Origin of the sequence: Kineothrix sp. IPX-CK (assembly GCF_039134705.1) — a bacterium.
Taxonomy (GTDB): domain Bacteria; phylum Bacillota; class Clostridia; order Lachnospirales; family Lachnospiraceae; genus Kineothrix; species Kineothrix sedimenti.
Map to the genome: position 1 here is coordinate 117968 of NZ_CP146256.1, position 20970 is coordinate 138937.

18 protein-coding genes are annotated in these 20970 nt (G+C 43.6%); 16 read left to right on the top strand and 2 right to left on the bottom strand.

The window, feature by feature from the left end; translation table 11 throughout:
- Positions 1-3 precede the first annotated feature (3 nt).
- From V6984_RS00625 to V6984_RS00685, 13 genes are all read left to right on the top strand, one after another.
- Positions 4-1026: a DNA polymerase III subunit gene (locus tag V6984_RS00625; RefSeq protein WP_342757894.1), complete on the top strand. Its 1023-nt coding sequence runs from the start codon at positions 4-6 to the stop codon at positions 1024-1026.
- A gap of 85 nt (positions 1027-1111) precedes the next feature.
- Positions 1112-2020: a stage 0 sporulation family protein gene (locus V6984_RS00630; protein ID WP_342757895.1), complete on the top strand. Its 909-nt coding sequence runs from the start codon at positions 1112-1114 to the stop codon at positions 2018-2020.
- A complete protein-coding gene (locus tag V6984_RS00635) occupies positions 2010-2747 on the top strand; it encodes a tRNA1(Val) (adenine(37)-N6)-methyltransferase (protein WP_342757896.1) in 738 nt (245 codons plus the stop codon). Before V6984_RS00630 ends, V6984_RS00635 begins: the two co-directional genes overlap by 11 nt.
- Before the next feature lie 29 nt (positions 2748-2776).
- A complete protein-coding gene (rsmI, locus tag V6984_RS00640) occupies positions 2777-3625 on the top strand; it encodes a 16S rRNA (cytidine(1402)-2'-O)-methyltransferase (protein WP_342757897.1) in 849 nt (282 codons plus the stop codon).
- A 186-nt stretch (positions 3626-3811) separates the two neighbouring features.
- Entirely contained in the window at positions 3812-6421 is a 2610-nt protein-coding gene (locus V6984_RS00645) for a PEP/pyruvate-binding domain-containing protein (protein WP_342757898.1), read from the top strand.
- A 66-nt stretch (positions 6422-6487) separates the two neighbouring features.
- Entirely contained in the window at positions 6488-6721 is a 234-nt protein-coding gene (gene acpP, locus V6984_RS00650; RefSeq protein ID WP_342757899.1) for an acyl carrier protein, read from the top strand.
- Position 6722: 1 nt separating this feature from the next.
- Entirely contained in the window at positions 6723-7646 is a 924-nt protein-coding gene (gene fabK / locus V6984_RS00655) for an enoyl-[acyl-carrier-protein] reductase FabK (RefSeq protein ID WP_342757900.1), read from the top strand.
- A 127-nt stretch (positions 7647-7773) separates the two neighbouring features.
- Positions 7774-8679: an ACP S-malonyltransferase gene (gene fabD / locus V6984_RS00660; RefSeq protein ID WP_342757901.1), complete on the top strand. Its 906-nt coding sequence runs from the start codon at positions 7774-7776 to the stop codon at positions 8677-8679.
- An 8-nt stretch (positions 8680-8687) separates the two neighbouring features.
- Positions 8688-9428 (top strand): 3-oxoacyl-[acyl-carrier-protein] reductase, encoded by a 741-nt coding sequence (fabG, locus tag V6984_RS00665; protein WP_342759916.1) that lies wholly within the window; start codon positions 8688-8690, stop codon positions 9426-9428.
- 308 nt (positions 9429-9736) lie between these two features.
- Positions 9737-10972, top strand: a complete 1236-nt coding sequence (fabF, locus tag V6984_RS00670) for a beta-ketoacyl-ACP synthase II (protein WP_342757902.1) — start codon at positions 9737-9739, stop codon at positions 10970-10972.
- 72 nt (positions 10973-11044) lie between these two features.
- Positions 11045-11488: a 3-hydroxyacyl-ACP dehydratase FabZ gene (fabZ, locus tag V6984_RS00675; protein ID WP_342757903.1), complete on the top strand. Its 444-nt coding sequence runs from the start codon at positions 11045-11047 to the stop codon at positions 11486-11488.
- On the top strand, positions 11485-12570 hold the full coding sequence (locus V6984_RS00680) for a nitronate monooxygenase (protein ID WP_342757904.1): 1086 nt from the start codon (positions 11485-11487) through the stop codon (positions 12568-12570). The genes fabZ and V6984_RS00680 overlap by 4 nt, the downstream gene beginning before the upstream one ends.
- A 68-nt stretch (positions 12571-12638) precedes the next feature.
- Positions 12639-13640: a beta-ketoacyl-ACP synthase III gene (locus V6984_RS00685; protein ID WP_342757905.1), complete on the top strand. Its 1002-nt coding sequence runs from the start codon at positions 12639-12641 to the stop codon at positions 13638-13640.
- Positions 13641-13660: 20 nt separating this feature from the next.
- Here the strand turns inward: V6984_RS00685 and V6984_RS00690 are convergent, their stop codons facing one another.
- A complete protein-coding gene (locus V6984_RS00690; RefSeq protein WP_342757906.1) occupies positions 13661-15199 on the bottom strand; it encodes a response regulator transcription factor in 1539 nt (512 codons plus the stop codon).
- 21 nt (positions 15200-15220) lie between these two features.
- Entirely contained in the window at positions 15221-16987 is a 1767-nt protein-coding gene (locus V6984_RS00695; protein ID WP_342757907.1) for a sensor histidine kinase, read from the bottom strand.
- Between the two features lie 254 nt (positions 16988-17241).
- On the opposite strand from V6984_RS00695, the gene V6984_RS00700 reads away from it, so the two are divergent.
- From V6984_RS00700 to V6984_RS00710, 3 genes are all read left to right on the top strand, one after another.
- Positions 17242-18330, top strand: a complete 1089-nt coding sequence (locus V6984_RS00700) for a substrate-binding domain-containing protein (protein ID WP_342757908.1) — start codon at positions 17242-17244, stop codon at positions 18328-18330.
- Positions 18331-18438: 108 nt separating this feature from the next.
- On the top strand, positions 18439-19962 hold the full coding sequence (locus tag V6984_RS00705) for a sugar ABC transporter ATP-binding protein (protein WP_342757909.1): 1524 nt from the start codon (positions 18439-18441) through the stop codon (positions 19960-19962).
- Positions 19962-20963 (top strand): ABC transporter permease, encoded by a 1002-nt coding sequence (locus tag V6984_RS00710; protein ID WP_342757910.1) that lies wholly within the window; start codon positions 19962-19964, stop codon positions 20961-20963. Before V6984_RS00705 ends, V6984_RS00710 begins: the two co-directional genes overlap by 1 nt.
- Positions 20964-20970 lie beyond the last annotated feature (7 nt).

Below are 20970 nucleotides of genomic sequence, written 5' to 3' on the forward strand. Positions count from 1 at the left end.
GGGATGGCGAGATTTACGGATATTATCGGGCAGGAACAGCTGAAGGAGCATTTGCAGAATGCCCTTAAATTAAATAAGGTATCCCATGCGTATATCATCAATGGGGAAAGAAGTTCCGGGAAGGAATTTATTGCCGGGATATTTGCGGCGGCTTTGCAGTGTGAAAAAACACAGACTCAGGATAATGATATTCCTTCAGGGAATGTGGAGCCCTGCGGTGTGTGCCGTTCCTGCAAGCAGATGGCTACGGGAAATCAACCGGACGTCATCTATGTGACGCATGAGAAACCGGGAACGATAGGCGTGGAGGATATTCGAGGACAAATTAACGGAAGTGTTGCAATTAAGCCCTATAGCAGCCCCCGTAAAATATATATAATAAATGAAGGCGAGAAGATGACAGTTCAGGCACAGAATGCTCTGCTGAAGACCTTGGAGGAACCGCCGGAGTATACGGTAATTTTAATTTTGACAACAAATATGGAGTCGTTGCTTTCTACGATTCAGAGCCGGTGTGTAGCGCTGAATATGAAGCCGGTGAAGGATATGCAGGTAAAGCGTTTTTTGATGGAAACGATGCAGGTGCCGGATTATAAGGCGGATATCTGTGTGGCTTTTGCCAGAGGCAATATCGGAAAGGCGAAGCTTTTAGCTTCCAGTGAAGATTTCGAGCACGTAAAGGAAGAAGCGATTACACTTTTAAAATATATTAATGATATGGAAATAAACGAAATTGTTGCGGCAATCAAGAAAATTGGCGAATATAAACTGGATGTGAACGATTATATGGATATTTTGTCCATTTGGTATAGAGACGTACTCATGTTCAAGGCGACAAACGATGCAAATCACTTGATTTTCAGGGAGGAAATACAGTATATTAGAAAGGTAGCGGACAGAAGCACTTACGAAGGGATTGAGCTGGTAATAAGTGCGCTTGAAAAAGCAAAGAACCGCTTGAATGCAAATGTAAACTTCGATCTGACCATGGAGCTTCTGCTCCTGACGGTCAAGGAGAATTCCTGATATTAATGAGTAAAAGACACTCATAAGAGTAAAAGACACTCATAAGAGTAAAAGACACTCATGGGAAAAGGAGGATAGCTGTTAAATGGTAAAGGTAATAGGTGTACGTTTTAGGACGGCAGGAAAGATTTATTTTTTTGATCCCGGCCATTTGAGTATAAAAAGAGGCGAGCATGTTATCGTGGAAACCGCCAGAGGAATCGAATACGGAACGGTGGTAGGCGATCCCAGAGAGGTGGAGGAGGAGAAGGTGATTCAGCCTTTGAAGCCTGTACTGCGCGTCGCTACGGCAAAAGACGGCGAACAAGAGGCGGCGAACAAGATTAAGGAAAAAGAGGCATTCAAAATATGCCTCGAGAAGATAAGAAAGCATGAACTGGATATGAAGCTCATCGACGCGGAATATACCTTCGATAATAATAAGGTATTGTTTTATTTTACGGCGGATGGACGCATAGATTTTCGTGAGCTTGTAAAGGATCTGGCAGCGGTATTCAAGACGAGGATCGAGCTCCGTCAGATCGGTGTCAGAGACGAGACGAAAATCGTGGGAGGAGTTGGCATATGCGGGCGTGCGCTTTGCTGCCATTCCTATCTGTCCGAGTTCGTACCGGTATCCATCAAGATGGCGAAGGAGCAGAATCTTTCCCTGAATCCTACTAAAATATCGGGCGTTTGCGGGCGTTTGATGTGCTGCTTGAAAAATGAAGAGGAAACATATGAGGATTTGAACCGCAAGCTTCCTAACGTAGGCGATTATGTGACTACTGAAGATGGTTACAAGGGCGAGGTACAGAGCGTAAATGTCTTAAGGCAGCTTGTGAAGGTAATCATAGAAAAGGACGATGAGAAAGAAATTCAGGAATATAAAGTAAATCAGCTCAGGTTTAAGAAGAAGCATAAGAATACGAAGGTGGAAGTGAGCGACGAACAGCTTAAGGAATTGGAGAAATTGGAAAAGCAGGAAGGAAAATCTAAACTGGATGACAATTAATCTGAAAGAAAAGGAAAGGCTGGATGAACTGCAAAGAAACGGCTATAAGATTATTCAGAATCCTGAGAAGTTCTGCTTTGGGATGGACGCTGTTCTTTTGTCCGGTTTTGCCCGTGCGGGAGAGGGTGACAGGGTTCTCGATCTGGGTACGGGAACTGGGATTATACCTATACTCATGGAGGCAAAGACCAGGGCCGCCCATTTAACAGGGCTGGAGATTCAGGAAGAAAGTGCCGATATGGCGATGCGGAGTGTGGCGCTTAATAATCTTCAGGATAAGATTGTTATTGTGCAGGGAGATTTAAAGGAGGCAGGGACGTTATTCGGAGCTGCTTCTTTTGATGTTGTTACATGTAATCCTCCGTACATGACCTCTAACCATGGGTTGCAGAATCCTGGGGAGCCCAAAGCGATTGCACGCCATGAGATATTGTGCACCTTAGAGGATGTGGTATCGCAGGCAGCAGGACTTCTTAAGCCCGGCGGTAATTTTTTCATGGTGCACAGACCTTTTCGGCTGGCGGAAATTATGGTGCTCCTTCATGAGTATAAGCTGGAGCCGAAGCGTATGCAGCTTGTATATCCGTATGTGGATAAGGAGCCGAATATGGTTCTCATAGAAGCGAACCGTGGCGGCAGGCCGAGGATCACGGTAGAAAAGCCTCTGATTGTATACAAGGAGCCTGGAGTTTATATGCCGGAAATATATGATATTTACGGATATTAGGAGGTTATGAGAAAGGCACGGTTATCAATATGGCGGGAATATTATATTTGTGTGCTACGCCGATCGGAAATCTGGACGATATAACGCTTCGGGTAATAGATACCCTAAAGAGTGTGGATCTGATTGCGGCGGAGGATACGAGAAACAGCATTAAGCTGTTAAATCATTTCGGTGTAAAAACACCGATGACTAGCTATCATGAGTACAACCGGGTGGAAAAGGCGCATTATCTTATCGGACAGATGCAAGAGGGAAAAACGGTAGCGCTCATTACCGATGCAGGGACACCTGCAATTTCAGATCCGGGGGAAACTTTGGTAGCGCTTTGCCAGGAGGCAGGAATCGTCGTAACTTCTCTTCCGGGGGCTGCGGCGTGTATTACCGCGCTTACCCTATCGGGTTTAAGCACCAGGCGGTTTTGTTTTGAGGGATTTCTGCCCGATAATAAGAAGGAAAAAAAAGCTGTACTTAAGGAGCTGTCGGCGGAGAGCCGGACGATGATTATCTACGAAGCTCCCCATCATTTAAGAAAGACGCTGGAAGAGCTTTATGAAGCGTTGGGAGAGCGTAAAATCACCATATGCAGGGAGCTTACGAAAAAATTCGAGACCATCCTGCCTATGACCATCGAAAAGGCACTTACCTTTTATGAGGAGAACGAACCTCGGGGTGAATATGTACTGGTCATTCAGGGAAAGAGTCTGGAGGAGAAGAAAGAGGAAGCCGCGCTTTCCTGGAAGGAAATGCCTGTAGAAGAGCATATGAGGTATTATGAAGATCAAGGAATAGAGAGAAAGGAATCTATGAAGCTCGTTGCAAAAGACAGAGGAATTGGAAAGCGTGATGTATACAATATGCTTTTAGAAAAAACAGAATAAGAATTCGGCTGCTACTGTTCACACAGTAGCTTAACACTTGCTGTTAAGCTACGTAAGAATGTGATGCAAGAGATGATTTCTGCTTCGCGTAGCGAATCTACATGCAGAAATCATGCGTTACTGTGAACGGAGTGAACAGTAACTTTGGCTTATACACTGGAAACAGATAATGCAGGAGGGACCGCTATGGGAATATTGGATAGTGTCAGTACGGGAATGAAGGGCTTCGACAAGGCCATAGATATGCTTCGTCTGGGAGATAATGTAGTATGGCAGGTAGACTCTATCGAGGATTACTGTTATGTAGTTGCGCCCTATATCGAACAGGCGAGAAAGGATAACCGTAATATTATCTATTTTCGTTTTGGAACACACAGACAAGTGGTGGAGGACCTGACCGGTATCAAGATCTATGAGCTCAATCCAGCCATGGGCTTTGAAGGCTTTGCTACCATGATTCACCGCATTATCGGGGAAGAGGGAGTGAAAGCCTTTTATGTTTTCGATTGTCTGACGGAGCTGTTGGCTTTCTGGTACTCTGATTTGATGACGGGCAACTTTTTCAGGGTAACCTGCCCTTATCTGTATGAGCTGGATACTATTGCTTATTTTGCTATTAAGCGAAATGTGCATACCTATGATACGATTGCGACCATTCGTGAAACGACGCAGCTTCTTCTGGACGTATATAAGATAAACGACCGGTTTTATATTCATCCACTGAAGGTATGGCAGAGGTATTCTCCTACAATGTTTTTTCCCCATTACATCGATGGCGACGAGGTAGAGCCGATTACAGCCAGCGCTCAGGCGGCGGAGCTTTTTTCTAACTTCAACTGGACGGAGGAACGGCTGGATTACTGGCACGTGACCATAAATAGGGCGAGAGAGGCTCTGGAGGGAGAAGAGAAGGAGAAAGAAGAGATGAAGGGACTTCTCATCGACCTTCTCATCGGCAAGGAATCCCGCATGCGTGATATGTGCATGAGCTTTTTCAAGCTGTCCGATATTGTTAAGATTGCCGGAAGGGAGATAGGCACGGGATTTATCGGAGGAAAAAGCGTAGGCATGCTTTTGGCGAGGAGGATCATTACGAGGAGTGATGAAGATAAGGCATATTTTAAGCCTCTTCTGGAATCTCATGATTCGTTTTATCTCGGCTCGGATATCTATTATACCTACATAGTGGAAAATGGATGGTGGCAGCTTCGGACGAAGCAGAAAACCGAAGAAGGGTATTTCGCATATGCGCCGGAGCTTAAAGAAAAGCTGCGCGGAGGGAAGTTTCCAAGAATTGTAAGGGATGAATTCATGCAGATGTTGGAATATTATGGACAGTCCCCTATTATCGTGCGTTCCAGCTCGCTGTTAGAGGATAATTTCGGCAATGCCTTTGCGGGAAAATACGAGAGTGTATTCTGTGTGAATCAAGGGGACCCTGAAAAGCGTCTGAACGATTTTATGGATGCGGTCCGGGTGGTTTACGCCAGTACCATGAATGAGGATGCCCTGCATTATAGAAAAAACAGAGGGCTGGCCGACAGAGACGAGCAGATGGCGATTCTGGTGCAAAGGGTTTCGGGAGACTATTACGGAGACTATTTCTTTCCTCATACGGCAGGAGTGGGCAACTCCTCAAATCTATATGTATGGGATAAAGAGGTGGATATGGAAGCTGGGATGCTTCGCCTTGTGTTCGGCCTTGGTACCCGGGCAGTGGACAGGGTGATCGGCGATTATGTGAAGATTGTAACATTGGACGACCCCATGCGGCAGCCGTTAATAGGTTACGGGGAAGCTCAGAAATATTCCCAGCACAATATGGATGTGCTGAACCTGAAGGAAAATACTCAGGAATCCATAAGCGTGAATAAGGTTACAGGCTCCGATATTAAGGCGGATAAAAACCTGTTCTGGGTGCGGGATTTCGAGACGGAGAGAAGGCTTAGCGAAATCGGAAGGGACGTTTCCGGAGTTCCGCCTATCCTGAATTTCAGAAAATTACTGAAGGAAACTAAATTTCCGGAGGTAATGAAAAGGATGCTTACTCTTCTCGCCGAAAAGTACAATTATCCGGTAGATATAGAATTTACGGCAAATTTTAACAGGGAAGGCGAATTTCGCGTCAACCTTTTGCAGTGTCGGCCGCTCCAGACGCGAGGGCTGGGAAAAACGGTGGATATACCGGAGACGGTGGATGAGAAAAAATGTTTGTTCTACTCTCACGGTAATTTCATGGGTGGTAATGTGAGACTTCCCATCGATTACATTGTTTATGTAAGTGTCAAGGAATATTTAGAGCTGAAGGAGCAGGACAAGTACGATATCGCAAGGCAGGTCGGCTTGCTTAACCGGGCGCTTAAGGGGAAAAATGCCATGCTGATGGGGCCGGGAAGATGGGGAACAACGACTCCCTCGCTGGGAGTGCCTGTGCATTTTACGGAGCTCATGAATATGTTGGCAGTCTGTGAAATAGCCTATAGCGAAAAAGGAATTATGCCCGAATTATCTTACGGGAGCCATTTCTTCCAGGACTTGGTAGAGTCAGGAGTCTTCTATGTGGCTCTTTTCGACGGCAGGGAAAATGTCGTCCTGAATGAGGAAAAGTTATTAGAGGCTGAGAACATTGCCTGTGACATAATCGGAGAAGGATGTGGTGTGAATGCCGATGTGATTCATGTGGTAAGGACTGAGGGAATGGAGCTTTACTCAGATATCATGAGCCAAAGAGTTCTTTGCTCTAAGAAGTGTGCCTGTCAAACGATGGTAAAAAAACCAGTTGACAAATTGATATGAAGACAATATACTTTGAATATCAAACTAATTTAAAAAAAGATAAGTATTATAAAAGGAGATATTAAAATGTTAGAAAGAGTAAAAGAAATTATCCAGGAACAATTGAGCTTAGACGGTGTTGAAATTACGGAAGAATCCTCCTTTAAAGAAGATTTGGGAGCGGATTCCCTCGATTTATTCGAATTGGTCATGGCTTTTGAAGAAGAATACGGTATTGAGATTCCTTCCGAAGATCTTGAGAAGATTACAACGGTTGGAGCTGTAATAGAATATATGAAGAACAAAGGCGTAGAAGCATAAGATGGAGACGAGAATAACCAAATTACTGGGAATCGAATATCCGATTATACAAGGCGGTATGGCATGGGTTGCGGAGTATCACCTTGCGGCAGCAGTATCCGAGGCGGGAGGCCTGGGGCTGATTGGAGCAGCCAGTGCCCCTGCCCAAATCGTGAGACAGCAGATTCGCGAAGCGAAGAAGCTGACGGATAAACCGGTGGGTGTGAATATCATGCTGTTGAATCCTAATGCCGAAGAGGTGGCAAAGCTCATTGTAGAGGAAGACGTAAAGGTAGTCACCACCGGAGCCGGCAATCCGGGCAAGTATATGGAGCTGTGGAAAAATGCAGGTGTAAAAGTGTTTCCTGTAGTTGCCAGTGTAGCTATGGCTAGAATGATGGAGCGCGCAGGCGCCGATGCGGTAGTTGCGGAAGGAACCGAGGCAGGGGGGCATATAGGAGAGTCCACCACCATGTCTTTGCTTCCTCAGGTGGCGGATGCCGTGAGTATTCCAGTGATAGGAGCGGGCGGAATCGCCGATGGAAGAGGCTTTGCGGCGGCTATGATGCTGGGAGCGGAGGCTGTGCAAATGGGTACGATATTCGCAACGGCGAAGGAATCTATCGTACATGACAGCTACAAGCAGAAAATATTCGCCGCCAAGGATATCGATTCGGAGGTGACAGGAAGAAGCACGGGTCATCCGGTACGTTCCCTTAGAAATAAAATGACGAGGGAATACTTGAAGATGGAAGAAGAAGGCGCTTCCTTCGAGGAGCTGGAATATCTGACTCTGGGTTCTTTAAGAAAGGCCGTGATAGATGGCGATGTAGTAAACGGAACGATTATGGCAGGACAGATAGCCGGCCTGATAAAAGAAGAAAAGAGCTGCAGTGAAATCATTCAGGAAATCATGTCGCAGGCGGAAAAATTATTAAAATTGTAAGGGATGAGGTATGCAGCTTAACACTTGCTGTTAAGCTGCTGAGTGAACAGTACGGGCAGACTCCTTTTTTTAACATAATACTTTGATATTCAAAATAAAACGACAAATGGAAAGGCAAGGTTTTATTATGGGTAAAACAGCTTTTATTTTTCCCGGTCAGGGAGCGCAATATATTGGGATGGGAAAGGACTTTTACGAGCAATTCACAGTAAGCAGAGAGATGTTTGAACTGGCAGAGAAAGCGGCTGGCCTGGATGTGGCTTCTCTTTGCTTTGAAGAGAATGAAAGAATTCATATTACGGAGTATACACAGATAGCGATGCTCGCGACTGAGGTAGCTATTTTAAAAGCGATAGAGGAAAAAGGATATAGGCCTGATGTTACAGCGGGCTTAAGTTTGGGAGAATACGGTGCACTTGCAGCGGCAGGTATCATGAGTCCGGAGAATATATTCAGGATAGTGAGAAAAAGAGGCATTTACATGCAGGAAGCCGTGCCCCGGGGAGGAGCTATGACGGCAGTACTCGGCCTCCCGGCGGACATAATAGAAAAAACGTGTGAAAAGATAGAAGGTTCTGTAAGTATAGCCAACTATAACTGCCCGGGACAGATCGTAATTACCGGAGAAGCGGAAGCGGTAGAGAAAGCAGCTTCGCAGTTGCTGACGGAAGGAGCGAAAAGATGTATTCCTTTGAATGTCAGTGGACCTTTCCACTCCCCTCTTCTTGCAGGCGCGGGAGAAAAGCTGAGTGAAGAGCTAAGAGATGTCGAGGTACACGATATAAAGGTTTCGTATCTTTCCAATGTAACGGGGGATTACGTAACGGCTAAGGAGCAGGTGAAATCGCTCTTAGTCCGTCAGGTATCCTCATCCGTGAAATGGCAGCAGAGCGTGGAGCGTATGTTAGAGGATGGAGTCGATACATTTATTGAAATCGGACCGGGCAAGACGCTTAGCGGATTCATACGGAAAATCAGCAAAGATGTAAAAGCAGTCAATATTGAAAAGATAGATGATTTGGAGAGGATTTAAGTATGGGAATGTTAGAGGGAAAAGTAGCGCTTGTAACTGGCGCCAGCCGAGGAATCGGCCGTGAGATCGCTCTTACGCTGGCGAGCTATGGGGCAGATGTCATCGTTAACTACAACGGCAGTGAGGACAAAGCAAATGCGGTGGTGAAAGAAATTGAGGCCATGGGAAGAAGAGCGGTGCCGGTACAGTGTTCTGTTGCAGATTATGAAGCCTGCGGAAGAATGATAACGGATATGCTGGAGTTGTTCGGACATATTGACGTTCTTGTAAACAACGCCGGAATTACGAAAGATAACCTCATGATCAAGATGACCGAAGAAGATTTTGATGCAGTAATAGATACCAATTTAAAAGGAACCTTTAACACGATAAAGCATATGTATCGAGCATTTATCAAGCAAAGGAGCGGAAGGATCATAAATCTATCCTCCGTATCCGGAGTGCTGGGCAATCCCGGACAGTCGAATTACGCAGCTTCCAAAGCGGGAGTGATAGGCCTTACAAAGAGCATGGCAAAGGAACTTGCAAGTAGAAACATTACAGTAAACGCAGTAGCTCCGGGATATATCGATACGGATATGACACAGTCCATGAGCGAGACCGCCAGAGAGGCAGTTATTGCGCAGATACCGCTTAAACGTGCCGGACAGCCGAAGGATATTGCGGAAATGGTGGCATTTTTGGCCAGTGACAAGGCCGGATATATTACCGGTCAGGTAATCTCGGTAGATGGTGGTATGGCGATATAAGTAATTAGGTAATTGCGAAACTATTATATTATGCAAATTTTATGTGCCAGATTATATTTATCGACAACTTTCCACGGTGGATTTGTTTTTTTCTCCGGCGTTTGCGGCTGTATTTTTAAAGGAAACCTTGAAGCAGTCATAACCGGACGGGTCGGTTTCCTTAAGAAAATACAAGCCGCTCACTAAAGGAGGCAAAAACAGACACACTGTGGAAAGTTTTAGCTAAGTTATGAAATGGCACATAAAATTGGTGAAGGTAACGAGTTTCGCAATTACCTATAAACAAGTAATATAAAAAGGAGAAGGAAATGAGCAGGAGAGTAGTTGTTACCGGTTTGGGGGCTATTACGCCCATAGGGCTTAGCGTGGATGAATTTTGGGCCGGCGTGAAGGAAGGAAAAGTAGGATTCGATAAGATTACAAAGTTCGATGCTTCCGAGTATAAATGTAAGCTGGCTGCGGAAGTAAAGGGTTTTGAAGCGAAGGACTACATGGATGTTAAGGCGGCCAAAAGAATGGAACTGTTCGGTCAGTATGCGGTAGCTGCGACCAAAGAAGCACTTGAGGATGCCGGAATCGATATGGAAAAAGAAGACAAATTTAAGATAGGAGTATCCATGGGATCAGGGATCGGTTCTCTGCAGGCTATGGAAAGAGAGCATACCAAGCTCCTGGAGAAAGGGCCGGGACGCGTCAATCCCCTGCTGGTACCACTTATGATCAGCAATATGGCGGCGGGCAATGTATCCATTCAGTTCGGACTAAAAGGAAAAAATATTAATGTTGTTACAGCCTGCGCTACGGGAACCAACTCTATCGGGGAAGCATACCGCTCCATTCAGTACAAAGATGCGGATATAATGGTAGCCGGAGGGACGGAAAGCAGTATCACGCCCGTAGGAGTTGCCGGTTTTACGGCGCTGACAGCGCTTACCTCTTCGGAGAATAAGGATAGATGCTCCATTCCCTTCGATAAGGAAAGAAGCGGATTTGTTATGGGAGAAGGCTCTGCGGCGGTCATCTTGGAGGAATTGGAGCATGCAAAGAAAAGAGGAGCGAAGATTTACGCGGAGGTCGTAGGCTACGGCTGTACAGCGGATGCTTATCACATCACCTCTCCCGCAGAGGATGGGGAAGGTGCGGCAAAGGCTATGGAATTCGCCATAGAGGATGCGGGAATCCTGCCGGAGGATATTACCTATATTAACGCTCATGGAACGAGCACCCATCACAACGATTTATTCGAGACGAGAGCAATCAAGAAGACCTTTGGCAGTCATGCAAAGAAAATAAAAATCAATTCGACGAAATCGATGGTGGGACATTTGCTAGGAGCAGCAGGAGCTCTTGAATTCGTGACCTGTGTAAAGGAATTGGAGGAGGGTTATATTCACCGCACGGTGGGTTATCAAGTACCGGATGAAGAGTGTGATCTGGATTACTGCAAGGAAGCGGCGGAGGAGACATTTACTTACGCACTTTCCAATTCTCTTGGATTCGGCGGGCATAATGCCACTATAATCGTAAAAAAGTATGCAGAATAAGATGTTCATTTTCGACTTGATATCAAAAAAAATAAATCAGAAATGTGTAAAAACACTCATTAGGAGAGAGAAATGTCCGTTTTAACGACAAAGGAAATTATGGAAATTATTCCCCACAGGCACCCGTTTCTGCTCGTAGACACTATAGAGGAACTGGAGCCGGGTATAAAGGCAAAGGGGAAAAAATGTGTAACTTATAACGAGCCGTTTTTTGCAGGACATTTTCCGGGGGAGCCTGTCATGCCGGGAGTGCTTGTAGTAGAGGCTCTGGCGCAGGTAGGGGCTGTGGCGCTGCTCGCTCATCCGGACTTCAAGGGAAAGACTGCGTATTTCGGAGCAATTAATTCGGCGAAATTCAAGAAAAAAATCGTGCCCGGAGATGTTCTTTTGCTGGAAACGGAAATTATTAAAATGAAAGGCCCTATCGGCATAGGCAGCGCAAAGGCGTATGTGGATGGAAAGCTGGCAGTGCAGGCAGAGCTTACTTTTGCCATAGGCAGCCTGGAGGAAGCATGAGCAATAGTTTATTAAAACCCTTAAAAATAGGAGACCTTACGGCGAAGATTCCGGTAGTTCAGGGAGGAATGGGTGTAGGCATCAGTCTGTCCGGGCTGGCCGGAGCGGTAGCGGCTCAGGGCGGTGTAGGCGTTATTTCCACCGCACAAATCGGATATAAAAGCGAAAGCTTCAGCAAGGACCCGATAGGGTGTAATCTGCGTGCCATAAAGGACGAGATAGATAACGCGAGAAGGATTGCCGGAAGCGGAATTATCGGCGTTAACATCATGGTAGCGACAAAACGATATGAGGAATACGTAAAAGCAGCAATAGAGGCAGGCGTGGACATCATCATATCGGGAGCGGGACTGCCAATGGCTTTGCCGGAGCTGGTGGGAAAGGCCAGGACAAAGATTGCGCCTATCGTTTCAAGCCTTAAGTCGGCACAGATTATCATAAAATATTGGATGAAGAAATATGACAGACTGCCGGATATGGTCGTGATAGAAGGCCCGCTTGCCGGAGGGCATCTGGGTTTTAAGAACGAACAGCTTACCCATATGGAAGAGCTGGATTATGATGGAGAAATCCGTAGGATTATCGGGCATGTAGCGGAATGTGCGAGCGAACATGGCAAAGAAATCCCGGTGGTGGTCGCAGGAGGAATCTATACGAGAGAAGATGCGGAGCACGCTTTCACGCTTGGAGCATCCGGTGTTCAGTTAGCGACCCGGTTTGTAACGACTTATGAATGTGACGCTTCACAGGCTTATAAACAGGCATATATAGATGCCACAGAGGATGACATTATAATCGTAAAAAGCCCGGTGGGAATGCCGGCACGGGCTATCTCCAACGAGTTTACTAGAAGAACTTCAGAAGGAAGGATACCTCCAAGGAAGTGCTTCAATTGTATTATAACCTGCAACCCGGCAGAGACACCATATTGTATCACGCAGGCTCTCATAAACGCGGTAAACGGGAATGTAAAGGACGGACTTCTCTTCTGTGGAGCAAATGCCTGCAGAGCCAGGAAGCTGGAACATGTAAAGGATATTATGAAAGAATTTGATGTAGACGGAGAACAGTGTGAAAAATGAATTTTCACACGCAAATTTGTGCCTGCGGCCCAAAGTTTGCAGTTTGTGAGAAAGGCAGGGTTATTGGTATGATGAGAATAATAGGGACGGGAAGCTGTCTCCCTTTAAATGTGGTAACTAACGACGATTTATCAAAAATTATGGATACCTCCGATGAATGGATTTCCAGCCGTACGGGTATAAAGGAGAGAAGACTGGCTAAGGAAGAGACCACGGCTTCCATGGCGGCGGAAGCTTCGCAAAAAGCGCTTAAGAATGCAGGAGTCGGTGCGGATGAAATCGATTTGATTATTGTAGGGACAATTACCGGGGACTATGTAACTCCATCTACCTCCTGCGAAGTGCAGGCAAAACTTGGGGCGGCAAATGCGGTGGCGTTCGATGTGAATGCTGCCTGCTCGGGCTTTATGTTCGCGCTCCATACTGCTTACGTTTACTTGCAGTCAGGCATTTATAAAACGGCGCTTATCGTTGGAGCGGAGACACTGTCGAAGATTATGGACTGGAACGACAGAAGCACCTGTGTCCTTTTTGGTGACGGAGCGGGAGCAGCCGTAGTGCGTACATATGCGGACGGAGAGTCGGGAGAGAGAGAAATGGAAGGAAGAGGCAGGGGGGGCTTGCTTGCCTTTACTCAGGGATCTGATGGAGCGAAGGGAAGTGTTCTTGCGTGCAGGGATCGTGTAAATAATAATCCACTGATTCAGAATCCCTATGAACTTGGTTATGTATCAATGGATGGTCAGGAAGTATATAAGTTCGCAGTGAGTACGGTGCCTTCATCTATTATAAAGGTGCTTGAAATGTCGCAGCTGAAAACAGAGGATATTAAATATTTTGTACTTCATCAGGCGAATATCAGAATCATTCAGTCCGTGGCAAAGCGCCTGAAGGTGAGTGAAGATAAATTCCCGTTGAGTCTGGACCATTGCGGAAACATATCCGCGGCAAGCGTGCCCATTCTTTTGGATGAGATGAATCAGAAGGGAATGCTCCGCCCGGGAGACAAGATAGTCATGTCTGGCTTTGGAGCCGGGCTTACGTGGGGAACCGCCGTAATCGAATGGTAAGGAAAAAGGATTTTCCCATTCTATATATCGCCATGAATTTTTTTCATATAAACACTTGGCGATAATCCCGTACTTTTTTTAAATATCTGATTAAAATACGGCGGATTATTTCCGCAGCCGACAAGCTCTGCAATTTCCTGAATTTTTGCAGGCCTCTTTTCCGCCAGAAGTTCTTTGGCCTTTTTAACCTTCTCATCGGTTAAATACTTAGAGAAAGTTTCTCCCGTTTCTTTAATGAATTTTTTGCTTACATAATCTACATTCATATAAAGATAATTATCGGCAATCCACTTTAAGGAAAGATCCGGATCGGATAAATGATCTTGTACATAAGTCTGTATTTTGGCACTAATAGTACCGGCAGCAGTATAAGAATGATATTTGTGATAAAGATTCTTCAATAACTGTTCGAGAGAGCCTGTAATTTCCTGACAGTCGGCGGAAGAACCTACTCCTACCAGGAATTCAGCAGCGGAAAGCGCGTGGTAAGATATATTCTTAGAAGAAGATATAACGATAACGGAAGAAACCAACTGCTTTAAAAAATTAATGTCAGTTATGGCCTGCAGAACACTGAGCAATGAATGAATAGCCTTTGCGGATTCTTCCCGATCATTTACATAAATTTGTGCAGTATAGTTTTGGACTTCGCGGATAATATTTTGATAATTGCTGATTCTTGTTAATGTTGTGCCGTCGGCATATATAATTTGTTCATAAAGGCGTATATGATGAATGAGTTTGTTTAGAGCTAATTCAAAGTTATCAAAGGAAGTTCTCCGGTATAGGATTTCAGTGTCTTGTTCAGGGAGTTTAAGCACGGACATAAATGTGTCCATTTCTTCATATGCAGGACTGAACGAAGGAAAAAAGTATACAAGAGTATTATGCACATAAAGATAATGAAAAGGAATGCCGGGAGAATTCATTTCACGATAGTTTTCAATTAATTGAATCGCATTCTGCATATTCTCCTCTAAAAGATAATAAAAATAGCATACCTCATATGGAGTGGTATAGAAATCCAAATATTTGCTGTAATTTTTATGAAAAGGAACGTAGCTGTCCTTGGATAAGGATACTTGAGAGGTAAGACCATCATTGATTAGATTAATGAGCAGATTTTGCCTGAATTGGTTAAGGAGCGGCAAATTATCCTGCGCATTTCTTCTGGTCGCAAGCTTGTCATAGTGGTCGTGTATCACATCCTTTAAGCTGGATATAATCTGATCCTCATTGCAGGGTTTAAGAAGGTAATAGCGCACTCCATACTGCATCGCTTTTTTTGCATATTCAAAATCACTATATCCGGTCAAAATAATAAATTGGGTATCCTTGTTGACTGCATAAATTTTTTGAATCAACTCCAGCCCGGATAGGCCGGGCATTTTGATATCTGTAAGTACAATGTCCGGATATTCGTCCAGAATCATATTATATGCCTCTATTCCGTCTTTAGCAGTTCCCATCAATGAGATCCCCAGACTTTTCCAATCAATTAATTTTGAGATAGTTTCCCGTATTATTTTTTCATCATCTGCAATTAATAGTTTTAACATATAAACTTATACTCCTATTTTTTATATTTTATCCACCGGAATGGTTACCTGAGCGACGGCAGTATCCTCATCCTTATTGTATAAATTCAATCCGTATGAGGAACCGTAGGTAAGCTGAATTCGCTGATGGATATTCAGAAGTCCGATTCCAAAACCATGTGGGATTACTTCCTGATTATTTAGCTTTTCCAAAAGGCGTTCCTCGAATTGTGAACCGCTGTTGATGATACTTATAAATACCGTTTCGTCGTAAACGTGTCCTTCTATTTCAATATGACATACATCGATACTTTCTTCCATACCATAGTTAATAGCATTTTCTACCAGGGGCTGCAAAATAAGCAGTGGAATTTCAACTGAAAGAATGGAAGGATCTATATTTTCTGTAAAGGATAATCTGTCAGGGAAACGTATTTTTTGAATATTCATATAGCATTTTACAATATCTAAGTCGTCAGCAACGGTATGCTGGGTATCCTTATTGCTGAGTGTAACGCGCAACAGGGAACCGAGCGACTCGATCATAAGTGAGATTTCTTTTTCCCCAATCGCTTTTGCCCTCCAATTTACCGATTCCAAAGTATTGTATAGAAAATGTGGATTGATTTGACTTTCCAAAGCCTTTATTTTAGCATCTTTTCTTAGAATTTCATTCACATAGTTTTCCTGGATCAGAAGCTGAAGCTTGATAGTCATTTGATCGAATTGATTATGAAGCATTCCGACTTCATCTTTGCGGTGTTCATAATGACCGCCTATATCGGGTAATTTCGATTCATCCTTTCCAAAGGCATCCATTTTCTGTATAAGGAGATAAAAATCTTTCATAATAGAGCGAATCAATAATCTGGAAAGGATTAAGGACATCGCTACACTGAAAAGTATAACGCCTAAAGAAAGAAACATGGACATATTGATGGTGTCTGAAATATAATCATATGGAATTAAACAAATATAATCCCATGCCGGATTAGAAATAGTTCCGCGTACGCAAAAGTATTTGTTTTTTCCGATCTTAAGCACATCGTAATTTTCAGAGAGGGATGTTTGAATCGATGCCACGGTGGAGGTATCCAGGGATTTGGAATGGAAGATTTCGTGTTCCCCGTCATATATAATGTACTGGGCAAAATCCGTATCCAATAACGACTGGGTCGAAGATTTAATCATTCTTTCCATGTCGATAGAAACAACCAAGGTGCCTATCGTTTCATATTTCAGGTTATTGATCTTTCTTGAATCTCGTCCGAGGAAGAGACCATAGGTATTGCAGTAATCGGTTACCCAGCAAGGATAGCCTGAATTTTGATTGGCTTTTTGGATAACTGCCTGATGAATATCATCCGGTGTGGAAGTACTTTTGCTCTCATAACTATAAGTAACAAAACATGGATTATATAAATTAATGTAACTGATATTATTTAATTTATATGTCTGGTAATAATCGCTGATTAAATATTTTAAAGTGTTATTAATGTTCCGTATTCCGATTTCAGAGGTTTCTTCATCTAATGCGATTAGATTCTTGCGTATATTTTGATTCGATAGAATAGAACTTGACATCGACTCTACATTGGATAATTTAAAAGAAATATCTTCGGCAGTATAATTTAATGAGCCCTGCAACGATTCATACAATAAACGGTTGCTGGATTTTAAAACCATATCGATACTTACGAGGGAAGCGGCTACATTAATAAATAATACTACGAAAATAATAAAAATAATTTTGGTATTAAGCGATAAATAACTTAATTTGTGCTCCAGATTTTGTAAGATTCTCCTCATAATTCCAAGCCTTTCACTAGTTAGGATACGTTACCATCGTTTGACAAGGTCTTACATGCCCTTGTCAAACGATGGTATAATACCCTGTATGGACAGATTATAATCTATCCCATTTTTTATTACAAGGTTATTTCCAAAGTTGAAAAAACAGGTCGGAAATTTGAAAAACGACAACGGATAATTGAATAGGAAAAACGGAAGAATTTCGTATAATGTATATATAAAGCAAAGCTTACAACAAGGAGGAAAATGAAATGAAAAAGATGATGGCAATGCTCATGTGCATGACAATGTTTGCATCTATGTTAGCAGGATGCGGAAGCAGTAATCAGCCGGCAGCTGCAGACAACGCAGCCGCAGATAATACGACGGCGGAAGCAACGGCTGAAACGGCAGAAGCACCGGCTGAGGCGGTGGATAAATCGGCCGATCCGGCGGATTACAAAGTTGTTATGGTAGTAAAACAAAGTGATTCCTGGTTTGATGATATGGTAACGGGCGTTGAACAGCTGCAAAAGGATACGGGACTCAACGTATCGGTTCAGGTGCCTGAAACAGGTGATGCTGCCAGCCAGATCGCTATTATGGAAGATTTAATAGCGCAAGGAGTAGATGCGATATGCGTTGTACCCAATGATCCGGAGGCGTTAGTGCCGACGATTGAAAAAGCGAGAGAAGCCGGAATTGTAGTAGTAACTCATGAAGCACCGGGTACGGCAGACAAAGTTGATTTGGATGTAGAAGCTTTTATTAATGAAGAGTTCGGACAGTTATTCGGAAAAAGCTTAGCGGAAGCTATGGGCGGTAAGGGCAAATATGCCGGTTTTGTCGGCGGACTTACTATGGAAACACATATGGCATGGTATAAGGCGGCAGTAGAATACATCGAAGCAAATTATCCGGATATGGAATGTGTTACGGAGGAACCTTATGAAGACGGAAACAGTGTAGAAGGAGCCCATGATAAGACTCTTGAAATTCTAAAGGCTTATCCAGATATTAACGGATTCTTTGATTGCTCCGCACAGGGCGGCGGAATATGTGAAGCGTTGCTGGAAAAAGATAAGGCGACGACAATTCCTGTTGTCTCTCTGGCACTGCCTTCCATGTCCTCTACCTATTTAAAAGATGGTTCTATGGCACACGGATTAGCATGGAGACCGGCGGATGCAGGTTATGCAACCTGCTATGCGGCTTATCTGTTAGCTTCCGGTCAGGGAGTAGAAACAGGGACAGACTTAAAAATTACAGGCTATGAAAGTGTTAATGTTGAGAACAATATTGCTTATGGCTTTGCACCGTTAGAATTTACGGCAGAGAATGTAGATGATTATAATTTCTAAACACACCATATGACAGGTTGCTATCACATGATAAGGTAGAAATGGAGAACGGCGTGGTAGCCGTTCTCTGTTTTTTTGTAAAAGGAAAGAAGAGATGGAGGTAATAGAATGGAACAAATACTGTGCGTGAAGAATCTAAGCAAATCTTTTATCGGCGTAAAGGCACTCAAGGAAATAAACTTATCCATAAACAAAGGAGAGATCCACTGCCTTGCAGGAGAAAACGGATGCGGAAAATCGACGCTGGTAAAGAATATTTCAGGAGTTCATACCCCGGATGAAGGAGAGATCATATTAAATGGGAATACTTACCATGCATTAACTCCTTATCAGGCAATGAAGGAAGGGGTTCAAGTTATTTATCAGGATTTGTCCTTGTTCCAACATATGACTGTTGCTGAAAATATTGCGATAAGCAAATTGAGCTTTGAGAAGAAAAAGGTCGTGAACTGGAAAGAAATAAAAAAAATTGCAAAGGAACAATTGGATAGAATAGGTGTATCTATTGATATGAATCAGACAGTCGGAGAGCTTTCTATGGCAAACAGGCAGCTGACGGCAATCTGCAGGGCGCTGGCACAGGATGCAAAAATCCTCTTTATGGACGAGCCTACCACAGCATTGACCAAGAAGGAAGTAGAAAGGCTGCTGAAAATTATTGTCGAGCTGAAGAAAAAAGGATTGGCAATCGTATTTATCAGCCACAAACTGGATGAAATATTTTCGGTGGCAGATACGATCACTATTTTTCGAAACGGTGAAAAGATTGGTGATTTCAGCAGTAAGGACTTGGACGAGAAGAGCCTGTCGCATTATATGACAGGACGTGAGGTAGAATATCCGAGGTATCATAGAAAGTGCAAGGATAATCAGCCGATTATGGAAATTGAACATTTGACGCGTAAGAATCAATATGAAGATATTAGCATCTCAATAAGAAAGGGAGATATTATCGGCCTTACGGGGTTGTTAGGCTCCGGCAGAACCGAACTGGCTATGTCATTATTCGGTCTGAACAGAACCCAGAGCGGACGTATTAAGGTGGAGGGAAAAGAGGTTAAGATCAACTCTCCGATGAAGGCGAAGGAATTCGGCATTGCATTGCTTCCGGAAGACCGTTTCCATCAAGGCTTGTTTATCGAAAGAAAAATTAAAGAAAATGTGTCTTCCGCCTTAGTAAATGCCTTATCGAACCGAGGGATTCTGAACAGAAAAAAGGAAGAAAAATTAGCGGAGGAATGTGTAAAGGAATTAAAGGTCAGAACTCCTTCTATCGATACGATAATAGGAACACTTTCCGGGGGAAATCAGCAGAAGGTAGTAATCGGAAAATGGATTGCGACCAAACCGAAGGTATTCATCATGGATACGCCCACTGTGGGTATCGATATCGGCTCCAAAGCAGAAATTTATGAACAGATACATAAGTTTGCCGATGACGGCATGGCGATTATTTTTATTTCCGATGAGATTCAGGAGCTCATGGCAAATTGCAATAAGATCGTTGTACTGGCGGAAGGAAAATGCGTTGTGACATTAAATGAAGATGACTTGAATCAAAAGGATGCCGCACAGAAGATAAGCGATCTGATCAGCAGCGGGGAAAATACGGAAATAAAGGAGGCAATGTAATGAAGACCAAGAAAGTGGATCAATTTCAGAAAATACTTCTCTTAATTATTATTATATACAGTATATTAGTTAGTATTAAAAATCCGGCATTTCTTCATTTTGAAACGATATTTGACATTATAAGAACATCTTCCACAACGATGATTGTTGCTATCGGTTTGCTGGTAGTAATGATATCCGGAGGAATCGATGTTTCTTTTATGGCAATCGCACTGTTTGGCAGTTATACGACCATTAATGTCATGATTGCATTGGGAATTGATAACTTAGGAATTGCTTTTCTTTTTTCAGGAATGATCGGAATAGGGCTGGGCTTAATAAACGCTCTTTTGATTAACTGGCTGAAGCTGCCGCCGTTTATTATTACATTAGGTACACAAAATTTATATCATGGTGTTATGACGACTTTTATCAGCGATAAATCATTTGGTGCCGGAGTCTTGCCGGAGTGCCTGCATGAATTCGGACAGGGAACCATATTCAAGATCGTAACGGAGGATGGAGCGGTAGGATTAACAATATCGCTTGTTCCTGTTTTGTTAATAGGAATTGCAACGTGGCTGATCCTCTATAAGACGATGATAGGAAGAGGTATCGTTGCTATCGGAAATGATGAGGAGTCTGCAAGGAGAGCAGGATTTAATCCTTTTAAAATCCGGTTGTTCGTATATGCGTATTCGGGATTCTTAGCAGGCATTATGGGCATTATCTATGTAGCGCAGATCAATGCGTTATATCCGAATAAGCTGGTTGGCAATGAATTGATGGTCGTAGCGGCTGTGGTAATTGGAGGAACTAAGATAACGGGCGGTCAGGGTAAAATATTCGGCACAATTCTGGGAGTTACTATTATTTACCTTTTGAACTCTACGCTAATATTGATCGGCTTGTCTTCCTCATGGAACAATCTGTTTGTAGGAGCAATATTAGTAGTTTCTGTTGCGATAACTTCCTATCAGGAAAGAATCAAAAACAGAAGCCATTTGATATTTACGGAATAGGAGGCAT